Genomic DNA, 23924 nt, shown 5'->3' with positions numbered 1-23924 from the left:
TTTGGTCATATCTTAGCATTCATAGAGAGGAAGAGCAATAAAATGAGCCTCTCCCAAAGAGTACTTTAGCAAAATTATGCTATAATTAAGAAAAGGGAGGCGGTTACAATATTTGGAAATTATGAGACAATTTTAGTAGCTGTAGACGGATCAAAACAAGCCGAAAAAGCCTTTAAAGAAGCCATTACAATCGCTTTAGCTAACCAAGCATCATTGTTTATCGCTTGGATTATCAATGAAGAGGATCTTAGTAACAGTGCCTTTTCGTATTCGAAAATTCTTTATGAAGAAAAAGAAATGGTCGAAAAGGAGATAGCGAAAAAAATTAATGAAGCACAACAAGCACAAGTAAAAGAAGTAACGAGTGTGATCGAAATTGGGAACCCCAAAGAGTACCTTGCTACAATTATTCCTGAAAGTCAGTCGATTGATTTAATTGTTATGGGGCCAACAGGTAAAGGAGCGATTCGACGAGCTTTAGTGGGATCAACAACTTCCTTCGTTGTAAATAATGCTTCTTGTAGTGTCTTAGTTGTGAAATAAGGTGATAATGTGAAGGAGTATCGCAAAATTTTAGTTCTAGTAGATGGGTCGGATTTGGCTGAAAAAGCTTTTTTAGAAGCTTCTCAAATTGCTAAACGCAATCAGGCACAACTGCTGTTGTTAACAGTAATTGATGTGACTAGTTTTCGAGGGACTGCCAGTGTTAATTCGATTGAAATTACAAAAGAACTGCAAAAAAAAGCGCAGCAAATGATTACTAAACTGAAAGAAAAAGTAGATTTTCCGTTGGAGACACAGATTGCTGCTGGAAATCCCAAATTGGAAATTATTAAGGCGGCAGAAGATTTTGATAGCGACCTGATCGTGATGGGAGCAACGGGACTAAATAGATTAGGTCAGTGGATGTTGGGATCTACAACGGGATATGTAGTCAACCACTCTTCTTGCAATGTCATGGTAATTAAATAGAGAGTAACCCTCAAACGTTAGATTTCTAGTCTGCATTTGAGGGTCCTTTTTACAGAAACTCAGTTTTTTTCTTCTAAAGTCATTACTAATTCTTCTCCGGTATCATACACGTATAGACGGCTAGGGAAGGAGACGTGCTCATAAGCCTGTATGTAAGGTGCAGTCACGCTATCGGAAAAGTAAGGTTCACTTTGTGAATGGACCACACTTAAAGTTTTATTGGGATTTTTAAAAAAGTTAAAGCGTTGTGGTGAGCTTAAGGGCAATCCTTTATGAGGACGCATGAAAATCATATGCCACAATTCATTTTGCATTTGTTCAGGTAATTGCTCAGCGGATACCTCGCTGCGTCGTTTTTTATTCGGTTCAAACATAACAGTCATTCCTTTCTAGTTTTTATAATAGCAGTTTTTCTGAGAAAGGAAACTATTTGAGTAAGAAATAATCATTTTAACGGCTTTTTTTTCAAGGTCATGGTATGGTTAGATTGATGAAAGAAGGGATTCACATGACATACGCAATTTTTTTTAATCCGAATGCTGGAGATGGGGAGGCAGAAAAAACAGCGCACAAACTTAAGGAAAAATTGAAGGCTGCCAATAAGCAAGCAGAATTTTTAACGGCACCTGATCCAGAGGCAGCTATCAAAAAAATCAAGGAGCACTTATCCGATTATGAGGCGATAGTAGCAATTGGTGGAGATGGGACCTTGAATATCGTTGCTACCGCATTTGTACAGGCGGATCAAACGGTGCCTTTTGGAATTATTCCTGGAGGGACAGTTAATAATTTTGCTAAACGATGGCACATTCCGATGGATTTAGAACAAGCGATGGATGTGATTGTTAAAGGACACACACGAAAAGTGGGAATTGGAGCATGTGATGAGCACAAAAAAGCGATTGTCAGCTCATTTGCTTTTGGTACCTTTGCGGATATCTCCAATGAAGTACGGCAGCAGGAAAAACAAAAATTTGGTTTAATTGTCTATCCATTGAAGGCGTTGAAACAATTTGGTAAGAAAAGATCCTACAAGGTAAGTATTGAGGCCGATTCTTACAAAAAAAATTTAAAAGTTTGGTTTGCTTTAATTACCACCACCCACTCAATTGGCGGTATGAACTACGTTCAGGATGGATCAGAGTCATTTCACGTCAGTATGCTGCATAATATGACATTCTTAAAGCTGTTTCAGTTAGCTCGTTTTGTTTTTACCGGCAAATTGAAAAATACAGAAAGCTTGCTTTATCTGGAACCAAAAAAGCTGAAACTTACACCTTTAGGAAAACAGGATATTGTTGCACGGATTGATGGGGACAAGGGTCCAACTTTGCCAGTTGAGTTGGATTGGCTGGATAAGTTTCTCACTCTTTACGTGCCCGAACCAAAGGAAAACAGTTAAATTTAAAGGAGGATTCTAGTGGATAAAGAAATTGAAGCATTAATAAAAAGGGCAGACATGTTTACCTTAACGACAATTGATAGTCGCGGTTTTCCTCATGTAATTGCAGTTTCGAAGCCGTTAGAACGCAACGGTTTCCACTATTTCAAATTCTATATTAATATGGATGGAAGAACCGCTGAAAATATACAAAATAACCGCTCTGGCAGTTTATTTTGTGTGGATTCGATTAATCATGAAAGCTTGGCTTTAAAAGGCTACTTCTTTTTAGAAGAAATAGAAGGTTATGAAGCTCTGACGGCTAAGCTTAACGATTTCCAGCAGCAGTTAGATTATCATCACCCGGTAATGGCTGTTTTTGAAACTTTGAGTGTGAAGCATTACAAGGATAATCAGACTGAAATTATTGATGGCTAGCATTCGAAAATACAAAACGAATAAATCTGAACTATATTTAGTAGCAACTCTGTTAAAACGCAAAATTTGCGAAACGGTCTGATTGGATCGCAGAGAGAGTACGGATATTGTTTAGATTTTTTGTTTTTTCATTTTGAGAGAAATTTTTATTTTTTGTTGACAAAGGAAATTAGTCTATGCTAAATTTAAACCCATGCGGCAAAACGTAAATATTACGATTTGTAAATATAAACCGTAAAGGAGCATGTGAAAGAATGAAAAAAGCATGGAAGTGGTTGGCATTACTAGGATTAGCAGGTGTACTAGGTGCCTGTGGAAATAACGAAGAAAAGAAAGAGAATTCAGGAAAAGACGAGTTAACTATCGTAGCCAGTTTTTATCCAATGTATGATTTCACCAAAAATATTGTAGGGGATGCAGGAAAGGTTGAGCTGCTAGTTCCGGCTGGGACGGATTCCCATGATTTTGAGCCTTCAGCGAAAGAGATTGCTAAGATTCAGGATGCAGATGCTTTAGTATACAACAATGAAAATATGGAGATGTGGGTACCGGATGTGGAGGATTCTTTAGAAAAAGAAGATGTAAAAATTATTAAAGCAACTAAAGATATGCTGTTAATGCCGGGCGGTGAGGAAGAAGAACATGATCATGACCACAGTGAAGAAGGTCACCATCATGAATTAGATCCACATGTTTGGCTGGCCCCAAGTTTAGCAATCAAAGAAGTAGAAGCAATTTGTGATCAATTAAGTGAAAGCTATCCAGAACACGCAAAGACGTTTGAAAAAAATACAGCTGATTATGTGGAAAAATTACAAAAGCTTGATTCTGATTACTCTAGCGCTTTTTCTAACGCTAAACAAAAAAGTTTTGTGACTCAGCATGCAGCATTCAGTTATTTAGCTTTGGAATATGGCCTAAATCAAGTACCAATTTCAGGAGTGTCAGCTGAGGAAGAGCCTTCTCCTGCTCGATTGGCTGAACTAAAAGAATTTGTTGAAAAGAATGGGATTCAATATATTTACTTTGAAGAGAATGCGAAAAGCAGCGTCGCAGAAACCTTAGCAGCTGAAACGAAAATTAAAACAGAAGTATTAAATCCGTTAGAAGGATTAACTCAGCAACAAATGGACGATGGAGAAGACTATGTTTCCGTTATGGAGCAAAACTTGAAGGCCCTGCGGAAAACAACCGATACCGAAAATCCTAAAGAAGAGAATTTGGCACCAACTAAAGAAAAGACAGTCTATAATGGTTATTTCGAAGACAGTGATGTAAAGGATCGTTCTTTGTCTGACTGGGCTGGAAATTGGCAATCGGTCTATCCTTATTTAGAAAATGGAACATTGGATCAAGTGATGGAATACAAAACCAAAAAGGATTCTTCCAAAACGGCAGAGGAATATAAGGCTTATTATGAAACGGGTTATCAAACCGATGTCAAAGAAATCAAAATTAAAGGAGATAAAATGACCTTTATTTTTGATGATGGAACTGAGAAATCTGCAGAGTATAAATCTGCTGGATATAAAATATTAAATTATAAAGCGGGGAATCGAGGAGTTCGTTTCTTATTTGAAGCAAAAGGTGACACAGATGCGTTCAAGTACATTCAATTTAGCGATCATGGAGTTCAGCCAGAAAAATCGGGACATTTTCATATTTATTGTGGCAACGAGAGCCAAGATGCGCTATTGGAGGAAATGGATCATTGGCCAACCTATTATCCAAGCAATTTGTCAGGAATGGACATCGCACAAGAAATGCTGGCACACTAAACCTTCACAAACTGGGCAGCTTCCGCTAAAATAGAAGAAACACCAAAGTGAAGAAGGTAAACACATGAAGAAGAAAGTGACGATTAATCAAGTAGCTGAACAAGCCGGTGTGTCTAAAACTACTATTTCCCGGTATTTAAATGGTCATTACGGTAACATGTCGCACGAAACAAAAGAAAGAGTAGCGGCGGTTATTAAAGCATTAAATTATCGACCAAATCGTCAGGCCCAAGCACTAAAGTCAAAGCGAAGCTATTTAATTGGAGTCGTTGTTGCCGATATCTCCAATATGTACTCTTCCTTACTATTAAAAGGTATTGGTGAAGTGCTAGGGGAGCAAGGCTATCAAATGATTATTATGGACGCAGCCAACTCTGTTGAGCAAGAGCATGATTTACTGGAAAAGCTGATGGATCAAAGTGTTGAAGCCATCATTTTGCAGCCCTCTTCTCGTGATTCGCAGCACTACGAATTTTTGAAAGAACGTAACATTCCTTTACTGCTGGTGGATAGGCAAACTTCTCCGGTGTTGTGGCCGGCCGTGATAACTGATAATGTCTCCGCAATTAATAAAATAATGAAAGTAATTATTCAAGAAAACTATCAAAAAATTGTTGTTGTCAGTGAGCCTTTGCACGAAGCAACAACTCGTGAAATTCGTTATGAGACCGTTAAAACACTTGCAGACGAGGCTGGTATGGAAACGGAATTGCTGGAAACTACTCTAGAAGATAAACTTGATCAACGGATTCGACGACAAATTATGCAGCCAAAAAAAACGATGTTGTTTGCTTCTAATGGACGAGTATTAATGGCTTTGTTGACTTTTTTAGTAGAGGAAAAAATTGATATTCCTAAGGCTGTAGGGGTTACCGGGTTTGATGATTGGAATCTAACAGCGCTAGTAGGACCAGGTATTACCAGTATTGAACAGCAATCTCAGACGATCGGGCAAACTGCTGCTGAGCAGATTCTTCAATTGCTGCAGGATGAAGAATCTGTGGTCGATGAAATTATAGTACCAACAAAATTATGTTGGCGAAAATCGATTTAACCGTTATTGTTTAAGAAAGTATTAAGGCGAAGAAGCTGAGTATGGGAACCGTTTTCCATACTCAGCTTCTTTTTATATGCAGTTAACTTTTGTTTTTAGACTGAAAGCGGTTGACACTTTTAGGAAACCGGTTTACTATATTGGTATAGAAACCGGTTAACACATTGAAAGGAAGCTGTTTTATGAAGAGAGAACAAATTGTATTAAACTTACTTGTTTTTGCAAAAGAGGCAGAAGCAGGTGCACTCCAAGCAGAGTTGTTAATGAAGGCGAAAGAGTTAGGCTTTAACAAAGTCGAATTAAGAAGAGAGTATTTTCAGAATATAAAAGAAGAAATACCTGTTATCAAAAAGTTGGCTGAAAAAAATGACATTGAGTTGTTTTATAGTGTGCCGGATGAGGTATTTGTAAATCGAGAGATCAATCCTAACTTAACCAAGTATTTAATGGAAGCTAAGGAATTAGGCGTCAAACACATTAAGTGGAATATTGGTGATTTCCATAAAGACATTGAATTGGCTAATCTTCAAGCGCTTACTGAAGAAGGCGTGGAGGTTAATGTTGAGAATGATCAAACACAGACATCTGGAACTATTCAGGCAATTTTAACATTTATGGAAGCGGTTAATATTGCGAGGCTAGCGATTGGTTATGTTTATGATTTAGGAAACTGGAGATTTGTTGGGGAGTCTGAAGAGGTCGCGGCGGAAAAACTATCCGCATATGTTCGTTACATTCATGTAAAAAATGTTGCTTATGAGAACAATCAACCTCAAGCCGCCGAATTGGACAAAGGGGTCATTAAATGGCGCAAAATTTTAGAAATTTTGCCACAGAATATACCAGTAGCAATCGAGTACCCAACGACATCAGATAAACAAATCTTGACTGCCAAACAATTACTTGAGGAGGCTTAAAAACATGCGTGACCAACAAACAAAAATCGATCCTGAAACCTTCGCTTATCATTTCATGGATACGATTAATCGACCGATCATTGAAAAGCAAAAAATGGAGGATGCTGCTAAGGAAGCATTGGCGGCTTACTTAAGTGCTTATTATTTAGCCCAGCGATTTAATAGTATGGAAAATGAATTTTTTATTGATGATCACACCAAACCAATTTCAACGTATCAAAAGATTTTAAGTGAATTGAACCAATATTAAGGAGGTGACTAACATGAGTAGTGCAATTGTCGGAATATTGTTAGCGGTTACCTTTATCGTCTTTGTTTTATACGCGATGAAGGGCGGTAATTTAACGGTCGGATTCTTTGTCATGGCTGTTTTATGGACTATCATTGGCCGAGTGCCGTTTAACCAAGCAATTCAAGAAATTTTCACTGAACCAGTCTTAAATTACGGGAAAACAGCTGCCTATATTATTTTCGGTTCCTGGTTTGGCCGCGTGCTAGTGGATACGGGAATTGCTGGTAGTATTAGTCGACGAACAGAAACCGTGGGTAAAAAAAGTCCAGTTTTAGCAACGGTATTAATCGCATTAGTTATTGCGTTGATTTTTACCAGTTCTTATGGTGTTGGGTCAGCAATTGCAGTCGGAGTCATTTTGTTCCCGATTATGTTTTCGATCGGGGTACCACGAAATATTGCTGTTTTAGTCTTCACCATGTCAATCGGGGCTGCAATGTATGTGAACAATGTGCTCTTTGTTCAGTTTCAAGTTTTCTTTCCGCAAGTTGAGTGGGGCCCTCATTACCAACGTTTTGGCTTCGTTGCAATGGGTGTACAAATGGTGATTGTTTTATTATTTATTTTATTTAATGCGAAAAAAATTCGTAATGGTACGCCGGAAATTATAACTAGCGACTCCAGCGAAGAAATTGCTGAAGTACCTATTTGGACCTATATTTTACCAGTGTTACCAGTAGCTTTGAGCATTTTTGCTAAATGGGATGCAGTACCAGCATTGCTGTTGTCTACTATTATTGCTTTTGCTGCCACCGGAAATATGAAAAGCTATACCCGCTTTGTTACGATGATGAACGAAACAGCGAAGCATGCGATTAGTGACATTGCTGGATTACTGATTATGTTGTTTGTTTTAACGATGTTTCAGTCAGCAGCTGTTCATGCAATGTCAGGATTCACAGGTGTTTTCCAACAAATCATTCCAGACAGCAAACTGATTCTCGTAATTATTATTGCCATAATCGCGCCACTATCCTACTTCCGAGGACCTTTGATGCTGTATGGAGCAGGGGCAGCGACTGCTGCCATTTTAGTCGGAACCGGCATGTTTGATCAATACTTCTTGTACGGATTGCTGGTAGTACCTTCTATGATGGGTGTCTCAGCATGTATAACTCAATCCTGGAATTTATGGTCAGTACAATACGCGAAATTGGATACGAAGACTTTCTTGTTAACCGGCCTGCCATGGGCATGGATGGCTACTATTTTGAATCTAGCAACTGCTTATATCTTACTTTAATAGAAAAGAGGAATAAATGATGAGTGAATTTTTAACGATTGGTGAACCGATTGCTTTATTTGGATCAACAGAGGTAGACAAAAGTTTAAAAGATGCACAGAATTTCCAAAAATTTTTAGCCGGTGCTGAGGTGAATGTAGCAGTAGGAGTTTCACGTTTAGGTCATACTTCAGAATATATTACTCGTTTAGGAAAAGACCCATTTGGTGAATTTATTATTGATCAATTGCGCAAAAATCAGGTAGGGACCGACTATATTGATCAAACGGAAGATTATTGGACTGCTTTTCAATTGAAGGATCGTGTCAGTCAAGGAGACCCGAGTATCTTCTATTTCCGTAAAGGTTCAGCAGCCGCTCACCTCAATCAAGAAATTTTAGATAACATTGATTTTTCAGAAGTAAAGATGGTGCACTTATCTGGTATTTTTCCGGCAATTTCTAGTGAAGCGCTGGCTGCATTCCGACATTTTGTTCAATTGTTAGAGAAGAAACAAATACGGACAACTTTTGATCCAAACCTGCGGCCTCAATTGTGGGAAACACAGGAGAAAATGGTCGCAACCATTAATGAATTGGCTTCTCATGCTGAAATCATTTTACCTGGTATTAATGAAGGAGAGATTCTTATGGGAAGTCGAGATCCGGAAAAAATTGCTGACTTTTATCTGGCTAACGGTGCTGCGACACAAACAGTAGTAGTAAAACTAGGAACAGAGGGAGCATATGTGAAGCAAAAAGATGGAACCAGCTTTACAATACCTGGCTTTACAGTTAATGAAGTTGTGGATACCGTGGGTGCGGGGGATGGATTTGCTGCAGGACTAATTACTGCTTTAATAGAAGGAAAAAGCCTGAAAGAATCAGTTACTCGAGCAAATGCGGTAGGTGCATTGGCTGTTCAATCACCAGGAGATAATGATGGTTATCCTACGCCTAAAGAGTTAGCAGATTTTTTAGCAAAAAATGAGGTGAAACCAGCATGAAATTACAAATAGCCATCGATCGAGTTACCCTTGAAGAAGCTGTCGAACTAGCCAAATCTTTAAATGGAAAAACAGATATTTTAGAAATGGGAACGTCGTTAGTGAAAGATTACGGCAATCAAGCAATTGAGCAAATTCGAACTGTTTTGTCAGACACCGAACTATTAGTGGATTTAAAGACAATTGATGAAGGAGCCTACGAGTTTCGTCAAGGGTACCATTATGGTGGAGATATATTAACAGTGATGGGTGCTGCTTCTTACGATACATTAAAAGCTTGCTATGAAGTTGCTCAGGAGCAGCAAAAAACCATGATGATTGACCTGCTGGAGGTAGCTGATGAAAAGATTACTCAGCTAACAAATTTTGATCAGGCAATTTTCGCGCTGCATCACTCCATTGATCGCAAAGATAAATTAGACGCTGTAGCTAGTGTGAAAACTTTTCACGAAAAGTATCCAACGATTAAGCATCTCGCGATTGCTGGTGGAATTGATTTGGAACAGGCGAAAGGATTAGCTAAGCAAGGACTGACAGAAATTGTCATTGTAGGTTCAAAAATCACCAAAGCATCTGAACCGCTGCAAGCAGCAGAGCAATTTATGGAGGGAATAAATTGAGCACGATAACAACCATCATGACAGAAATTAACGAAGTAATGAAGCAGGTAGATGAAACCCAATTAGAGGCTGCTTTATCCTATTTTCAAAAAGATAAACGAATTTTTGTGATTGGAGCTGGCCGCAGCGGTTTTCAAGGCAAAGGCTTTGCCATGCGCTTGATGCATATTGGGTATACTGATTACGTAATGGGGGAAACAATCACACCGTCCATTCAAAAAGGCGATACATGGGTCGCTATTTCTGGATCAGGTACGACCAAGAGTATTGTAGCTGATACAAAGACTGCCCAAAAAATAGGTCTGGATATTGTGGTGTTGACCAGTGACCCTAACTCTCCATTAGCAGAATTAGCGGATCAGGTCATTGTAGTGCCAGGAGCAACGAAAACCGGAGCAGGTATAAGATCTGTTCAACTATTGTCTTCATTGTTTGATCAAACTGTTCATATTACGTTGGATGCTTTAACTTTAATGCTGGCAAAACGTGATGACACCTCTAATCAGGACGCGTTGCATGAACATGTGAACGTAGAATAGGAAGTGAAGAGAGTGCAACGAATCAACCTTTTACAGCAATTAAGGCAATCAGGAGTAATTGCTGTAGTTAGAGGAAATAATAAAGATGAAGCTCTTAGTGTGTGCCGTGCACTGATTAAGGGGGGAATTACCGGAATTGAAGTGACTTTAACTGTTCCTGAAGCTGAATCAGTTATTCAGGAATTAAAGAAGGAGCAGGTTAAAAATAAAAAAATCGTTATTGGTGCAGGTACAGTGCTACATGTATCGAGTGCTGAACGTATGATTATGGCAGGAGCAGACTTCATCGTTGGCCCTGCTTTTGATCAGGCCACAGCGGAGATTTGTAATTTGTATCAAATTCCATACCTTCCCGGCTGTGCTACCATTACGGAAATGCAGCAAGCTCTAAAAAGTGGAGTAGAAGTAATCAAGCTATTTCCTGGCAGCAGTGCTGGACCAAAAATGATAAAAGCAATTAAGGGTCTGCTGCCTCAGGTAAACTTGATGCCTACAGGCGGCGTGAACTTGGATAACTTAGCAGAGTGGCATGCAGCAGGTGCAGTAATGGTAGGGGTTGGCGGAAATCTTTTAGCAGGTGATCTTCACCAAATTACCAAAGCAGCTTCACAGTACAAACGACATTGGGATGACTTAGAGAAAAACGAATAGAAATGAGGGCAGGGTGATGCAATGGAACCTGCCCTTTATTCGTTACATAGTAGAAGGATTGCGGCGGGCAAAATCGAAAAATCGGAACTTGTCTACCTGATGCCGACTTTCAGTGTATTGGAATTGTTGAGCTTCCGAAGTATAGACACGACTTTTAACAGAGACAATATTAATATCGTGATGATTCAGATCTAACAGCTTTCGATCCTCATCTGTCAAACTGTCAATGGTAATCTCTTTTTCTGCAAAGCTGATAGAAATATGCAAATCCTGTTCAATGTAACGATAAATAGAATCTTTAGCAATTTCTGTATCCAATTCTGGTATCAAGGAGGCCAGTAATAAATCCTTATCTAAAATCACTTTCTTCTGGTCAATTTGTCGAGTACGAATCAAGGACCAGCAAATTTCTCCAACCTCAAAACCGGTTATTCGTGCCATATCCTCATCTATGGTTACTTTTGTTAGGCTTACAACAGCAGTGGTACTCTCATAACCATAAGAATTTTGCAGTTCCTTATAGCTGGTTAAACCAGAAACTGGAAAACGCAGCTGTTCGCGTTTCAGTACAAGGGAACCTTTACCCTGCATTTTTTGAATATATCCATTCGCCATCAGTAGAGACAGTGCTTTGCGAATTGTATCGCGAGAAACAGCATACGTTTTGCGTAATTGGTTCTCACTAGGCAAATAGCTGCCAGGAGAATAAATTCCTTTCAAAATACCTCGTTCGATTGTCTGATAGACCATTTCATAAGTTTTCATCAGATACCTCCTTTAACCCAATCTTGATATTCACTTGTACGGATAAGCAACTAAAGTATAAATTAAAACAAATGAAAAGTAAATCGCTTTCTTAAGTGGTTTTAGAACATTAGAAAAAACTTATTTTTTTTGATGTATAAGGATGACTTGTTTGCTTTAGGAGATACATGTTGGTAAACAGTAGACAAGAAAGTGCAGTGAATTTTTTCTTGTAGCTATATAAAATGAGATAATTCTAATTAAAAACAAAAGGCCAAAATTGTAAGCGGTTTACAATTTGAACATAATTTCATATAGTTAAGGCAGAAATAACTTATCCATACAAGTTATTAAATTGGAGGGAAAAAGATGGGTAAATACGAAAAGGATGCCAAAGAACTGTTAGTTTCCATTGGAGGGAAACAAAATATTTCTGCGGTCACCCACTGTGCTACGCGGATGAGATTTGTACTGAATGATCCAAAGAAAGCGGATGAAGAGAAGATTAGTGATATTCAAAGTGTCAAGGGAATGTTTACTAATGCAGGACAATTTCAAGTAATCATCGGGAATGACGTGCCAGTTTTTTACAATGAGTTTGTTGCTATTTCTGGAATTGAAGGCGTTTCAAAAGAGGCCGCCAAATCTGTTGCTAAGCAAAATCAAAATCCTGTTCAACGTGCCATTACTGTTTTAGCTGAAATTTTCACGCCATTATTACCTGCCATTATTGTCGGTGGTTTGATCTTAGGGTTCCGCAACATTTTAGAAGCTGTTCCGATGGGATTCCTTGGAGGACAAACAATCACAGAATCCTCGCAATTTTGGGATGCTGTGAACAACTTCTTATGGCTCCCTGGGGAAGCGATCTTTCATTTTCTACCAGTAGGAATTACTTGGAGTATCGCCCGTAAAATGGGGGCAACGGAAATTCTAGGAATTGTATTAGGGATTACCCTAGTATCACCACAACTATTGAATGCCTATGCGGTAAATGGTACTTCAGCTGCTGAAATAGCTGCAAATTATACTTGGAATTTTGGTTTTTTAACAGTTGAGAAAATCGGCTACCAAGCTCAGGTCATACCAGCGATGTTGGCAGGTTTCCTATTAGTTTATCTAGAGCGCTTCTTTAGAAAGCATATTCCCGAAGCTGTTTCAATGATCTTTGTACCGTTCTTCTCATTACTGCCAACCATTTTGGCGGCTCACGTGATTTTAGGACCAATCGGATGGAAAATCGGAACGATGATTTCAGCAGTAGTCAATGCTGGACTAACTTCAAGCTTTAGCTGGTTGTTCGGAGGAGTGTTCGGCGCAGTTTATGCGCCATTGGTTATTACTGGATTGCATCATACCACCTTGGCGATTGATTCTCAACTGATTGCCGATTTTGGTTCAACTAATTTGTGGCCAATGATTTGTTTATCGAATATTGCTCAAGGAGCAGCGGTTGCGGCGGTTGTTTATGCTCACCGCGGTAATAAAAAGGAAGAGCAAGTATCTGTTCCATCGGTGATTTCTGCTTGGCTAGGGGTTACTGAGCCAGCGATGTTTGGGATTAATCTAAAATACATGTATCCCTTCATTGCGGCGATGATTGGCAGCGGAATAGCTGGGATGTTCGTCACTTTATTCAAAGTTCGCGCACTGTCTATCGGTGTCGGTGGTTTGCCGGGAATTTTAGCGATCCGACCACAGGACTATGTGATTTTTGGGATTGCGATGCTGATTACGATTGTTGTGCCATTCCTATTGACGTTATTCTTCCGACGTGCGGGTATCTTTAACAAAATCGATCGGATTGGTGAGGAGCTGTCTGTTGACCTAAACGAGGTGGATCAACCTGTCTCTAGTAAAAAGGGTCAGATTCTAGAATTGTTTGCACCATTAAACGGCGAAGTACAACCGTTGAATCAAGCCAAAGATCCTGTGTTTGCTGAAGGTATGATGGGGCAAGGAGTAGTGATTGACCCTGTGGAAGGAAAGCTCTTTGCGCCATTTGATGGTCAGGTCAGCCTATTGTTCCCGACGAAGCATGCGATCGGTTTGTTAAGTAATGACGGTACCGAAGTATTAATCCATATAGGTATTGATACGGTCAAGCTGGACGGTAAATATTTTACTGCTAAAGTAGATCAAGGAGATACGGTAACTAAAGGACAATTATTAATGGAGTTCGATTTAGAAGCAATTCGTCAAGCGGGTTACGAAGTTCAAACCCCAATTATTGTAACCAACTCGAATGAATTTCAAGTTGATCCGGTTTTAGAAGCAGCGCCTATTACCCCAGCTGAGACGATAATGACCGTTACACACTTATAATTAACAAAGGGCAGTTGGTGAAACAACTGCCTCGTTTTAGGAGGAAGAAGATGTCTTTTAAGGACAAAGTAATTTATCAAATTTATCCCAAATCTTATCTAGATACCGATGGTGATGGGATTGGTGATTTGGCAGGGATCTTAAAGAAATTGCCCTATTTAAAATTATTAGGGGTAGATATGATTTGGTTAAATCCGGTTTATCCAAGTCCACAAAGAGATAATGGCTATGATATCTCCAATTATACTGCCATCAATCCTGTATTTGGAACAATGGAAGAATTTGAACACCTAATTCAAACTGCTGAAGAGCATGGAATTGGGGTAATGCTGGATATGGTATTAAATCATGTATCAATCGAGCATGAATGGTTTCAAAAGGCTTTGGCCGGTGATAAAAGATATCAGGAGTATTTTATTATTCAGGAAGAGCCTACTGATTGGGTATCGAAGTTTGGCGGCAATGCCTGGGCACCCTTCGGCGATACTGGGAAATACTATTTACACCTGTTTGATGTTACGCAAGCAGATTTGAATTGGCGTAATCCTGAAGTTCGGGAAGAGTTATTTAAGGTTGTACGTTTTTGGATGGATAAAGGGATTAAAGGCTTCCGTTTTGATGTAATCAATTTGATCGGTAAAGACGAGGTTCTAAAAGATAATTCTGTTAGTGAGGGTAAACCAGAATACACAGATCGTCCGATTGCCCACGAGTATATACGTATGATGAATGAAGCAACTTATGGAGCAGATCCTGAGATTATTACTGTAGGAGAAATGAGTTTTACGACTGTAGAAAACTGCATTTTGTATACTCAACCAGAGCGTCATGAATTATCTATGACCTTCAATTTTCATCATCTAAAAGTAGATTATGAAGAGGGTAAAAAGTGGACAAACGTTCCCTTTAATTTTTCAGAATTAAAAAGATTGTTTCACACTTGGGGAACACAAATGAGCGAAAACAACGGCTGGAACGCTTGGTTTTGGAATAACCATGATCAACCGCGGGCCCTTAACAGATTTGTAGATGTGGAAAACTATCGAATCGAAGGGGCAAAGATGTTAGCCTCAGCAATTCATTTAAATCGTGGGACGCCATATATTTATATGGGTGAAGAAATTGGTATGCTTGATCCTGATTTTGAATCAATGGCTGATTACGTGGATGTTGAAACTTTGAATGCTTATCAAGAACTGACTCAAAAAGGATACTCGGAAAAAGAAGCCTTTGCGATTGTACAAAGTAAATCACGAGACAATGCCCGGACGCCAATGCAATGGACGCATGAAGCAAATGCTGGGTTTACTAAAGGAATACCATGGTTAGCGGTTGGAAATCATGCCCAAGAGATTAACGCAGCTACTGAATTGGAAGAAGGATCAATCTTTGCTTATTATCAAAAGCTGATCCGTTTGCGCAAAGAGTATCCCATTATCGCAGAAGGCAGTTATCGAGCTTTCGCTCCTGAACATGAATCCGTATACGGCTTTATTCGAGAACATGAAGAACAAAAGTTAGTCGTCTTAAATAATTTTTTTGCTGAGGAGACGATCGTTCACTTGCCTGATGAGTTCTTGACTGGCGAAATTTTAGTTGATAACTATCGCGCAACTCAACTGAATTCTGAGTTCAAGTTGCAGCCGTATCAAACAATAGCTATTTTAATTTAGGAGAGAACTGTGAAGTGCGTTAAGGCTTCACAGTTTTTTACGTAAGTTCCAAGACAAACAACATTAGCTTTATAATGAGAAAAATCCCATAACATGACAAAAATTATCCAAAAGTACTTGAAAAGTTATCAATACATTTTATAATTAAGATACTACACCACCTGGATCGGTTGAGAGCGGTACATCTTTTGAAATAAAACGTTTAATCTATGGGATAGGTTTGTAGATAATGGAGTAAAGGATTGACAGGATAATGGGGAAAAAAGCCACAATTAAAGATGTAGCAAGATTTTCTGGGGTATCAATCGCTACCGTATCACTGGTTTTAAATGGAAACGCCCACAAATTTAGTCCAGCCACAGTTGCTAAAGTGATAGAGGCTAAGAAGGAATTAAATTATTCACCGAATTATTTTGCCCAACGAATGGTAATCAAGGGCAGCAAAACGATCGGAGTCATGCTTTCAGATATTGCTAATCCATTCTTTGGCCAGCTAATGACCGGAGTCGAAAAAGCACTTTATCAAGAAAAGTTTGTTACGGTCTTATGCAATGCGAACTTCGATATGACAAAGGAACATGACTATCTAGAAGAACTGATGCGTCGTGGAGTAGATGGCTTTATTATTGCAACGCCAGTTATTTCCAACAAGGCATTATGTGAGATGCTTCATGGCAATAATCATCCCTTTATTGTCATTGACCAAAATCGGACAGAAGGTGCTATTGATTCCGTTGTATCTGATGATTTTGAGGGGGGCCGATTGGCAGCTGAACATTTACTTGGATTAGGACATAAGCAGCTGGCAATTGTCATGCCTGTTGAAGGACCAGAAAATTTACAAAATCGTCTACGAGGTTTCAGAGCGGCCTGCAAGAATCAAGTAGAGACAGTTACAATTTTAGATACAAGTATGAACAAGTCCGGTGGTTATACTGTGGCTAAGCAAGTAGTAGAGACAAAAGCTACAGGGATCTTTGCCATTAATGATGAAACAGCTTTTGGGCTCTATCGAGGACTGGAAGATTTAGGAAAAAGGATTCCAGAGGATTACAGTGTGGTTGGGTATGATGATGTTGAAATGTGTGAGTATGTTACGCCTCGCTTAACGACTATTGCCCAGCCCATTGAGGAGCTTGGGGAAGCGGCGGCTCAACTGTTAATGAAGCGAATTAAAGAGCCGGACAAAGAGGCGGAAGACATTTCTTTACCAGTGACCCTAATTGAGCGTCACTCAACAAGAGTTTTAAGCAGTAAATAATTACGAGAGGGTTGACTGGTTTTAATAATAATTGACGTGGACCATGACCAAAAGTATGTTTGTATGAGTCATAGATTTTTACTAAATAAGGGTCCGATCACTGTACATGTATTGAAGCATCTAGTCAATAATTATCTAGCTTCATAACTTTCAGGAGACATCAACAGTTAAGTATATGTTGATGTTTTTTTCTGTATTAAAGACAAGGACTTCTTAAACGCTGTTAAATAATAAGAGAGCTTGGCTAGTAATGATAGTAATAGAAGGTTTTTAAAAGTGATGCTGCATGAGATCAAGTGGTACATAACTTGCTAAAAGGGGTAGTTAAGCTGCAGCTTCAATAATGGAGAACACTTGTCAAAAAGTGAGAGGCAGAGTTTTGAAGGATCCTCTTTATTTTTTACTCAATACGCAGCACTCCTGTTATAATAGAGAAAATGTTTTTTAAGGAGTGACCCAATTGAACAAACAACAGTTAAAGCAAATCATCGATGTTGCTGCCGGGCGTGTACCAGCAGATATCGTTTTTAAACAGGCTAAAATTATAGATGTTTATCAAGCCGCGGTTTTGGAGGGCGATGTTGCGGTGGTGAATGGTGTCATAGCCGGAATTGGCGGTGATTACGAGGGCAAAGTGAGTTATGATCTGCAAGGAAAATATTTGGCCCCGGGTTTGATTGAGTCTCATATTCATGTAGAGTCGTCTTATGTGACACCCGAAGAATTTGGACGATTGCTGGTGCCTCATGGGACAACCACTGTTTTAGCTGATCCTCACGAAATTGTTAATGTCTTAGGTTTAAAAGGTCTTGATTATATGCTAGAAGCTGCCAGAGGAACAGCACTAGATATTCGCTATATGCTGCCATCCTGTGTTCCAGCCACAAATATGGAAAATGCGGGAGCAGTACTTACAGCTGAAGACATGCTTCAACCGATGAAAGACCAAGTAGTGGATGGTCTAGCGGAATTCATGGATTTTCCCGGCGTTATTCAAGGGCAAGATGCTATTTTGGATAAGCTTTTGGTAGCTAAAAATCATGGGAAACGAATTGATGGTCATGCACCGATGGTTTTCGCCAAGGATCTGAATGCTTATGCAGCGGCGGGGATCACTAACGATCACGAGTCCTCTACGATTGAAGAGCTTCAGGACCGAATCGCTCGGGGGATGTATGCCTTCTTGCGCGAAGGTTCAGTAACGCAGAATTTACGCACGCTAATAAAAGGCGTAACAGTGAATAATTCTCACCGTTGTGTTTTAGTGGCCGATGATTTACAGGCTGCTTCAATTTTAGAAGTGGGTCATTTAGACAATAGTATTCGAATTTGTATTGAAGAGGGTCTTGAGACGATTCGCGCCATTCAAATGGCGACGATTAATGCAGCTCAATGCTGCCAATTACCAGATCGTGGAGCAGTAGCCCCTGGCTTGAAGGCGGATTTTATCGTCTTTTCTGACTTGGAAAAGTTTGCAGTCGAAGAAACTTACATTGACGGTGTTTTAGTAGCCAAGAATGGAGAATACTTACCCGAACTTCAGAAAGTGTCTACAGAAAACGTTCAATCTAGTGTTCATATTGACCAATTTCACTCAGCTCAGCTCCAAATGCATCTAACTTCTGACAAAGCACGAGCAATTGAGGTCGTACCGAAAGAAGCCTTAACCAACGAAGCGGTTGTACCGGTTCAACGAGATGCGTCGGGAGATTTTATTTACGATGCTCATCAAGATGTAACCAAGATTGCCGTGATTGAGCGTCATCATAATACTGGTAATGTATTTGTTGGTTTGCTTAAAAATTATGGCTTGAAAAAAGGTGCGATTGGGTTGTCTATCGCCCATGATTCCCATAATTTAATTGTTACCGGAACGAACGACGCTGACATGACGGTTGCGGTAGAAGCCTTAAAAGAGTTAGGTGGTGGAGTCGTATTAGTCAATGATCAAGAAGTCATTGGACAATTAGCTTTACCAATCGCTGGTTTGATGAGCGATTTGACTGGCGTGGAAGTAGCTCAGCAGGAAGCAATTATCAATCAGCTTGCTCATGAGGAACTAGGGATTTCTACGGAGGTTGATCCGATTATGACTCTAGGCTTTATGTCATTAGCGGTAATTCCCAGCCTGAAGATTACTGATTTAGGTTTGGTGGATGTCACAAAATTTGAGATTGTGTCTGTCTCAGTAACGGATTAATAGACAAAATAACCGGAATTTCCTGAAGAAAATCACAGGAGATTCCGGTTTTCGTTTTTAACCCTCTTCTTTGTTGCGGCTTACCCGTATTGCATAGGAATCCAGTAAGATTCGAGCAATTACTGACAAAGGCAGACGAGAGCGGACTTCGTAATCAGGGAAAAAAGAAATTTCTGATTTGAAGCCAATTAAGGACAATTCGCAAAGGTCAGTCAGTCGACTGTCATTATTAGCAGTGATCAAAATCGTTGTGATCTCCTCTTTATAACAGTTTTTAGCAGCAACCACCAATTCCTCCGTTTCGCCATTTAGAGAAACAAAGATCACGGTATCACTTTTACTTAAACGAGTGCTCATGGTCTTGATAATATTAGGATCAGTATGCAGTTCACAGTATTTTCCTGCCAGCTGGAATTTGATTTTCATTTCTTCGGCAATTAGTTCAGAGAAGGCACGGGCAAAAAGAATAATCCGCTGCGAGCTGCCGATTTTTTGAATCGCATCCTCAATAATCCCTGTATCCAGCATGTTAATGGTACGAACTACTTCCTGCTCATTTTTCAAAATGGAGCGGCGGATTTCTTCATCTACTCGATCTACTTTAGCAAAATTGATTGTGGAGCTGGCTTGTTCTTTTAAGTGGTGTTTAAAGGAAGTAAAGCCTTCATAGCCTTTTTTCTTCATAGTTCGAACAATTGTACTGGTAGAAACATTGGCTAATTCACTCAGTTTTACAATCGACAAGTTTGGAATATCATTCATATGCTTGGTTATGTATTTCCACAAATAAGCTTCTGCCTCACTCAACTTGCTATCCATGCTTGATCCCTCCTTAATTCTTATCATATTGTAAGCTCTTTTATTTTTAAAAGCAAACCGTTCTAAGATATTTTTTGGCATAGGCAAAGTAAAAAGATGAATTGCCAACTGTTTAGGAAATGTTTCCGGCTGGATCCCCTTTTTTAGAAAACATTACCAGAAGTTTCTAAGGCATAATGAAGTCACAGAGATGGAGGGAAAGAAATGGTAAATGTATATACCTGTACCATGAATCTGGCGATTGATTTATACATCGAAACAGAGCAGTTAATCCCCAAAGTAGTCAATCGAACAATCGATGACGACATTCAGGCTAATGGAAAAGGCGTCAATGTTTCCCTATTGCTGAAAATGCTGGGGATTCCTAATACAGCCCTGGGTTTTAGTGGCGGGTTTACTGGAGAATATATTGAACAATTTTTAAACAAGCAGGACATTCAAACCGATTTTGTTACAGTTGACGGAATAACTCGGATTAACGTTTTTACTCAAGTTAATAGCGAGCAGACCGAGTACAAGCTGGTGAACAAAGGACCAGAAATTGATTCACCAAGCATTGATACACTGCTTCAACAGATTCGTCAGTTTAAGTCGGGAGATTATCTATGTGTTTCCGGCAGTTTGCCGCGGGGGGTATCGCCGAGTATTTTGATCGAGATTAGTAAAATTTGCTTCGAAAATAAGGTGAACTTGATCATCGACAGCAGCTATACGGAAATTTTGGAATGCTTGCCTTACAAACCGTTCCTATTAAAGCCAAATGAAGATGAACTAGCCGAATGGTTTGGCAAGGAGCGCTTGAAAGAAGAGGAGTATGTTACGTACGGGAAAAAGCTGATTGCTGCAGGAGCTAAAAATGTGCTGTTGTCATTAGGAAGTGAAGGAGCCATTTTTATCAATCAGGAGCACTGTCTACGAGGAAATTCACCGAAGGGCAAGCTGGTTAACTCAGCCTGTGCCGGAGATACTCTATTAGGAACTTTTTTAGCAGGACTAATTAAAGAAAATGACCCGGCTGAAACTTTACGAACAAGTATTGCAGCCGGGAGCTCAACAGCTTTTAGAAAAGGATTAACTGATCTGTCGGATGTTGCGGAATTAGAAAAACAAATCACAATCGAATAGGAGGAACACGCAATGACAAAATATCAAATTATTGCCGCTACTGGCTGTCCCACCGGTATCGCCCATACGTACATGGCACAGGAGGCTTTGGAACAGGCAGCTAAGAAAAAGGGAATTACCATTAAGGTGGAAACCCATGGGCAAGTTGGAGTCGAAAATGAACTGAGCCCCGAAGAAATTGCTGGTGCCGATGCTGTCATTATTGCTGCGGATAAAGATGTTCATGCTGAACGCTTTGCAGGGAAACGGATCATTGATGTACCTGTAGCCAAAGGGATCAAAGATGCGGAACAACTAATTGATGATGCTTTAGCAGGCAAGGGTAAAATTTCTCATGAAGAAAATACAACAGCGGTTGAACAGGAAAATGAAAAAAGCTCCAGTGGAATTGGCCGTTCAATCTATAAGAACTTAATGAATGGTGTTTCCCATATGCTGCCATTCGTTGTCAGTGGAGGAGTACTAATTGCGATTTCCTTCTTGTGGGGGATTTACTCAGCTGATCCAACCAATGCGCAATATAACGAACTTGCCGCTCGCTTAAACAGTATTGGTGGTTTTGCTATGAGCATGATGGTTCCAATACTTTCAGCCTATATTGCCGAAAGCATTGCTAAACGTCCTGGTTTGGTGGTTGGTTTTGTAGGTGGATTGATTGCTGCTGATGGAGGAACAGGCTTCTTAGGCGGAATTGTTTCAGGTTTCTTGGCCGGTTATGTAATTTTAGGCTTAGGTAAGCTGTTGACACCATTACCAAAATCATTGGATGGGTTGAAGGCCATCTTCTTGTATCCAGTTTTGGGCGTTGCTGTAACTGGATTAATTATGTCAGTGGTTTCTGGTCCGATGTCCTCTATCAATGAAGCGATGATGAACTTCCTGGCTGGATTTGAAAATTCAAGTCCCTTAGTTTTAGGAATAATTGTCGGCTGTATGTGTGCCTTTGATATGGGCGGCCCGATCAATAAAGCCGCTTATGTAACAGGAACTGCCTTGTTAGCAGAAGGAAACACAACCTTTATGGCCGGTGTATCCGCAGCCTGTATCGCTCCACCGCTAATTACTGGTTTTGCCGTATTGCTGTTTGGAAAATATTTTGACAAAAATGACCGAAATGCGGGATTGGTTAACTTTGTTCTGGGTTCTACTCATATCACAGAAGGAGCGATTCCTTTTGCAGCGAAAGATCCGTTGCGTGTATTGCCAACCATGATGATTGGTTCGTCAATTGCAGCTGTTTTGACCTATATGTTTAAAGTTCAAGTACCAGCACCGCATGGTGGATTCTTAGTCTTGCCAGTAGTTACTCATGGATTTTTGTGGGTCGTTGCTATTCTAATCGGTTCAATTGTAGGTGGTGTCTTATTAGGATTGATTCAAAAAAATCGAGTGAAGAAAGCATAAAGGAGTGAAAAAGATATGTTAAATGAAGAATTGATTTTTACCGATATGGCTTTGCCGGACCAGGAAGCGACCTTTCAATTTCTGGCGAAAACCATTGTAGAGAAAGAGTTAGCCAATAATGAACAAGCCGTTTATGATGCGTTAAAAAAACGCGAAGCTGAAGGAACGACGGGAATGATGGACGGCTTTGCGATTCCTCATGCGAAAAGCGATGCGGTCAGTCAGCCAGCAATTATCGTGGTTAAACTTAAAGACGGGATCAACTGGGACAGTCTGGATGGCAAGCCTACGAAATATGTGCTTGCACTATTTATCCCAGTTGCTGAAGGCGGTACGACTCACTTGAAGGTACTTTCTCAAGTAGCGCGCATGTTAATGAAGGAAGAGTTCAAAACACAATTTATCGGAACTAACTCAAGCAAAGAGTTAGCCCAATTAATCTCAAGCCAATTAGAAGGAGCCAACTAATCGTGAAAAAATTAAATGCAGTTCAATATACTAACTTAATGAACACTTGTAATGCGGATGGAGTAATCGGTGCTTTAGCCATTGATCAGCGTGGTGCTTTGAAAAAGATGATCGCCAAATACAAAGAAACAGCGACTGATCAAGATATTATCGATTTCAAGAAAATTGTCTCAGAAGAATTAACGCCGTATGCAACATCAATCTTGCTGGACCCAGAATATGGTTTGCCAGCGGCAAAAGCCCGGGCAGAAAATGCCGGTTTGCTGCTAGCCTATGAAAAAACAGGCTACGATGCATCAACTCCGGGTCGGTTGCCTGATTCATTGAATGTTTGGTCCGTGAAGCGCCTGAAGGAAGCTGGAGCAGACGCCTGCAAATTCTTACTGTATTACGACATCGATGAAGCCGATGAAATCAATGATCAAAAGAAAGCCTATATGGAAAGAATCGGTTCTGAATGTGTGGCTGAAGGAATTCCATTCTTCTTGGAGCTGGTTTCTTATGATGCCACTATTACGGATGCCGCTTCAGAAGAATATGCCAAAGTAAAACCTCATAAAGTGAATGATATGATGAAGGAGTTCTCCAACCCTCGTTATAACGTGGATGTATTGAAGGTCGAAGTTCCTGTCAATATGAAGTTTGTCGAAGGATTTGGCGAAATTGAAGTTTACTCTAAATCGGAAGCAGCAGCACTTTTTGAGGAACAGAGTAAAGCAACTGATCTGCCATTTATCTTCTTGAGTGCCGGTGTCAGTGCAGAATTATTCCAGAAAACATTACACTTTGCTAAAGATTCTGGTTCAACGTTTAACGGCGTTCTTTGCGGTCGTGCAACCTGGGCGAATGGTGTAGAACCCTTTATTACCAAGGGAGAAGAGGCTGCTCGCGAATGGTTAAGGACCATTGGACGCAAGAATATTGAAGAGCTGAATAAGGTCCTTAAAGTAACAGCATCTCCATTACAAGACAAAGTTGAATCCGAAACAACAACTCAACGTTTTTCATAAAAATAAGACTGGCCTTCACAGAAAA

General features: G+C 39.8%; 24 protein-coding genes. 21 read left to right on the top strand and 3 right to left on the bottom strand.

Annotated features, from left to right (window positions below; all coding sequences use genetic code 11):
• Positions 1–108: 108 nt before the first annotated feature.
• Both IGI49_RS21090 and IGI49_RS21085 read left to right on the top strand, forming a co-directional pair.
• Entirely contained in the window at positions 109–543 is a 435-nt protein-coding gene (locus tag IGI49_RS21090) for a universal stress protein (protein WP_429966083.1), read from the top strand.
• 9 nt (positions 544–552) lie between these two features.
• A complete protein-coding gene (locus tag IGI49_RS21085; RefSeq protein WP_429965624.1) occupies positions 553–972 on the top strand; it encodes a universal stress protein in 420 nt (139 codons plus the stop codon).
• 59 nt (positions 973–1031) lie between these two features.
• Here IGI49_RS21085 and IGI49_RS21080 read toward each other — a convergent pair whose 3' ends face one another.
• Positions 1032–1346, bottom strand: a complete 315-nt coding sequence (locus tag IGI49_RS21080) for a DUF960 family protein (RefSeq protein ID WP_207702763.1) — start codon at positions 1344–1346, stop codon at positions 1032–1034.
• A 134-nt stretch (positions 1347–1480) separates the two neighbouring features.
• Here IGI49_RS21080 and IGI49_RS21075 point away from each other — a divergent pair, with 134 nt between their 5' ends.
• The 11 genes from IGI49_RS21075 (at position 1481) to IGI49_RS21025 (ending at position 10870) form a co-directional block, all read left to right on the top strand.
• Positions 1481–2374 (top strand): diacylglycerol/lipid kinase family protein, encoded by an 894-nt coding sequence (locus IGI49_RS21075; RefSeq protein ID WP_429965625.1) that lies wholly within the window; start codon positions 1481–1483, stop codon positions 2372–2374.
• 18 nt (positions 2375–2392) lie between these two features.
• Positions 2393–2791 (top strand): pyridoxamine 5'-phosphate oxidase family protein, encoded by a 399-nt coding sequence (locus IGI49_RS21070; protein ID WP_207702765.1) that lies wholly within the window; start codon positions 2393–2395, stop codon positions 2789–2791.
• A 254-nt stretch (positions 2792–3045) separates the two neighbouring features.
• Positions 3046–4569 carry a zinc ABC transporter substrate-binding protein AdcA gene (locus tag IGI49_RS21065; protein ID WP_429965626.1) on the top strand — a complete coding sequence of 508 codons (1524 nt, stop codon included), beginning with the start codon at positions 3046–3048 and terminating at the stop codon, positions 4567–4569.
• A gap of 64 nt (positions 4570–4633) precedes the next feature.
• A complete protein-coding gene (locus IGI49_RS21060) occupies positions 4634–5623 on the top strand; it encodes a LacI family DNA-binding transcriptional regulator (RefSeq protein ID WP_429965627.1) in 990 nt (329 codons plus the stop codon).
• 182 nt (positions 5624–5805) lie between these two features.
• Positions 5806–6540 carry a sugar phosphate isomerase/epimerase family protein gene (locus tag IGI49_RS21055; RefSeq protein ID WP_429965628.1) on the top strand — a complete coding sequence of 245 codons (735 nt, stop codon included), beginning with the start codon at positions 5806–5808 and terminating at the stop codon, positions 6538–6540.
• 4 nt (positions 6541–6544) lie between these two features.
• Entirely contained in the window at positions 6545–6790 is a 246-nt protein-coding gene (locus tag IGI49_RS21050) for a hypothetical protein (protein ID WP_429965629.1), read from the top strand.
• 13 nt (positions 6791–6803) lie between these two features.
• Positions 6804–8075: a gluconate:proton symporter gene (locus IGI49_RS21045; RefSeq protein ID WP_429965630.1), complete on the top strand. Its 1272-nt coding sequence runs from the start codon at positions 6804–6806 to the stop codon at positions 8073–8075.
• A 19-nt stretch (positions 8076–8094) separates the two neighbouring features.
• Positions 8095–9060: a sugar kinase gene (locus IGI49_RS21040; protein ID WP_429965631.1), complete on the top strand. Its 966-nt coding sequence runs from the start codon at positions 8095–8097 to the stop codon at positions 9058–9060.
• Positions 9057–9680: an orotidine 5'-phosphate decarboxylase / HUMPS family protein gene (locus IGI49_RS21035; protein WP_429965632.1), complete on the top strand. Its 624-nt coding sequence runs from the start codon at positions 9057–9059 to the stop codon at positions 9678–9680. The genes IGI49_RS21040 and IGI49_RS21035 overlap by 4 nt, the downstream gene beginning before the upstream one ends.
• Entirely contained in the window at positions 9677–10219 is a 543-nt protein-coding gene (gene hxlB / locus IGI49_RS21030) for a 6-phospho-3-hexuloisomerase (protein WP_429965633.1), read from the top strand. Before IGI49_RS21035 ends, hxlB begins: the two co-directional genes overlap by 4 nt.
• A 12-nt stretch (positions 10220–10231) precedes the next feature.
• Entirely contained in the window at positions 10232–10870 is a 639-nt protein-coding gene (locus tag IGI49_RS21025) for a bifunctional 2-keto-4-hydroxyglutarate aldolase/2-keto-3-deoxy-6-phosphogluconate aldolase (RefSeq protein ID WP_429965634.1), read from the top strand.
• Positions 10871–10912: 42 nt separating this feature from the next.
• Here IGI49_RS21025 and treR read toward each other — a convergent pair whose 3' ends face one another.
• Complete coding sequence (gene treR, locus IGI49_RS21020) at positions 10913–11635, bottom strand: trehalose operon repressor (RefSeq protein WP_207702775.1); 723 nt, start codon at positions 11633–11635, stop codon at positions 10913–10915.
• A 348-nt stretch (positions 11636–11983) separates the two neighbouring features.
• On the opposite strand from treR, the gene treP reads away from it, so the two are divergent.
• The 4 genes from treP (at position 11984) to ade (ending at position 19073) form a co-directional block, all read left to right on the top strand.
• Complete coding sequence (gene treP / locus IGI49_RS21015) at positions 11984–13939, top strand: PTS system trehalose-specific EIIBC component (protein WP_429965635.1); 1956 nt, start codon at positions 11984–11986, stop codon at positions 13937–13939.
• A gap of 50 nt (positions 13940–13989) precedes the next feature.
• The gene (gene treC, locus IGI49_RS21010) at positions 13990–15612 is read left to right on the top strand and encodes an alpha,alpha-phosphotrehalase (protein WP_429965636.1); all 1623 of its coding nucleotides are present in this window, start codon (positions 13990–13992) and stop codon (positions 15610–15612) included.
• Between the two features lie 250 nt (positions 15613–15862).
• Positions 15863–16873, top strand: coding sequence for a ribose utilization transcriptional repressor RbsR (gene rbsR / locus IGI49_RS21005; RefSeq protein ID WP_429966084.1), 1011 nt, complete (start codon positions 15863–15865; stop codon positions 16871–16873).
• 460 nt (positions 16874–17333) lie between these two features.
• Positions 17334–19073 carry an adenine deaminase gene (ade, locus tag IGI49_RS21000; RefSeq protein ID WP_429965637.1) on the top strand — a complete coding sequence of 580 codons (1740 nt, stop codon included), beginning with the start codon at positions 17334–17336 and terminating at the stop codon, positions 19071–19073.
• 57 nt (positions 19074–19130) lie between these two features.
• On the opposite strand, the gene IGI49_RS20995 is transcribed toward ade, so the two are convergent.
• A complete protein-coding gene (locus IGI49_RS20995; protein WP_429965638.1) occupies positions 19131–19892 on the bottom strand; it encodes a MurR/RpiR family transcriptional regulator in 762 nt (253 codons plus the stop codon).
• A gap of 204 nt (positions 19893–20096) precedes the next feature.
• On the opposite strand from IGI49_RS20995, the gene pfkB reads away from it, so the two are divergent.
• From pfkB to lacD, 4 genes are read left to right on the top strand one after another with little or no spacing between them, the layout of a single operon-like run.
• Positions 20097–21017, top strand: coding sequence for a 1-phosphofructokinase (gene pfkB / locus IGI49_RS20990; RefSeq protein WP_429965639.1), 921 nt, complete (start codon positions 20097–20099; stop codon positions 21015–21017).
• 12 nt (positions 21018–21029) lie between these two features.
• The gene (locus tag IGI49_RS20985) at positions 21030–22421 is read left to right on the top strand and encodes a PTS fructose transporter subunit IIC (protein WP_429965640.1); all 1392 of its coding nucleotides are present in this window, start codon (positions 21030–21032) and stop codon (positions 22419–22421) included.
• Positions 22422–22436: 15 nt separating this feature from the next.
• A complete protein-coding gene (locus IGI49_RS20980; RefSeq protein WP_429965641.1) occupies positions 22437–22889 on the top strand; it encodes a fructose PTS transporter subunit IIA in 453 nt (150 codons plus the stop codon).
• Between the two features lie 2 nt (positions 22890–22891).
• Positions 22892–23899, top strand: coding sequence for a tagatose-bisphosphate aldolase (gene lacD / locus IGI49_RS20975; RefSeq protein WP_429965642.1), 1008 nt, complete (start codon positions 22892–22894; stop codon positions 23897–23899).
• Positions 23900–23924 lie beyond the last annotated feature (25 nt).

This window comes from Enterococcus sp. AZ071, from assembly GCF_050499065.1.
Taxonomy (GTDB): Bacteria; Bacillota; Bacilli; order Lactobacillales; family Enterococcaceae; genus Enterococcus_A; species Enterococcus_A ferrettii.
Note: the sequence above shows the minus strand (reverse complement) of the source record. Positions and strands in the feature narration are given on the sequence as shown.

Coding starts and splice junctions, on each gene's coding strand:
- IGI49_RS21080 (WP_207702763.1), bottom strand. CDS start 1,346: ATGTTTGAACCGAATAAAAAACGACGCAGCGAGGTATCCGCTGAGCAA.
- IGI49_RS21075 (WP_429965625.1), top strand. CDS start 1,481: ATGACATACGCAATTTTTTTTAATCCGAATGCTGGAGATGGGGAGGCA.
- IGI49_RS21065 (WP_429965626.1), top strand. CDS start 3,046: ATGAAAAAAGCATGGAAGTGGTTGGCATTACTAGGATTAGCAGGTGTA.
- IGI49_RS21060 (WP_429965627.1), top strand. CDS start 4,634: ATGAAGAAGAAAGTGACGATTAATCAAGTAGCTGAACAAGCCGGTGTG.
- IGI49_RS21055 (WP_429965628.1), top strand. CDS start 5,806: ATGAAGAGAGAACAAATTGTATTAAACTTACTTGTTTTTGCAAAAGAG.
- IGI49_RS21050 (WP_429965629.1), top strand. CDS start 6,545: ATGCGTGACCAACAAACAAAAATCGATCCTGAAACCTTCGCTTATCAT.
- IGI49_RS21045 (WP_429965630.1), top strand. CDS start 6,804: ATGAGTAGTGCAATTGTCGGAATATTGTTAGCGGTTACCTTTATCGTC.
- IGI49_RS21040 (WP_429965631.1), top strand. CDS start 8,095: ATGAGTGAATTTTTAACGATTGGTGAACCGATTGCTTTATTTGGATCA.
- IGI49_RS21035 (WP_429965632.1), top strand. CDS start 9,057: ATGAAATTACAAATAGCCATCGATCGAGTTACCCTTGAAGAAGCTGTC.
- treR (WP_207702775.1), bottom strand. CDS start 11,635: ATGAAAACTTATGAAATGGTCTATCAGACAATCGAACGAGGTATTTTG.
- treP (WP_429965635.1), top strand. CDS start 11,984: ATGGGTAAATACGAAAAGGATGCCAAAGAACTGTTAGTTTCCATTGGA.
- treC (WP_429965636.1), top strand. CDS start 13,990: ATGTCTTTTAAGGACAAAGTAATTTATCAAATTTATCCCAAATCTTAT.
- IGI49_RS20995 (WP_429965638.1), bottom strand. CDS start 19,892: ATGGATAGCAAGTTGAGTGAGGCAGAAGCTTATTTGTGGAAATACATA.
- pfkB (WP_429965639.1), top strand. CDS start 20,097: ATGGTAAATGTATATACCTGTACCATGAATCTGGCGATTGATTTATAC.
- IGI49_RS20985 (WP_429965640.1), top strand. CDS start 21,030: ATGACAAAATATCAAATTATTGCCGCTACTGGCTGTCCCACCGGTATC.
- IGI49_RS20980 (WP_429965641.1), top strand. CDS start 22,437: ATGTTAAATGAAGAATTGATTTTTACCGATATGGCTTTGCCGGACCAG.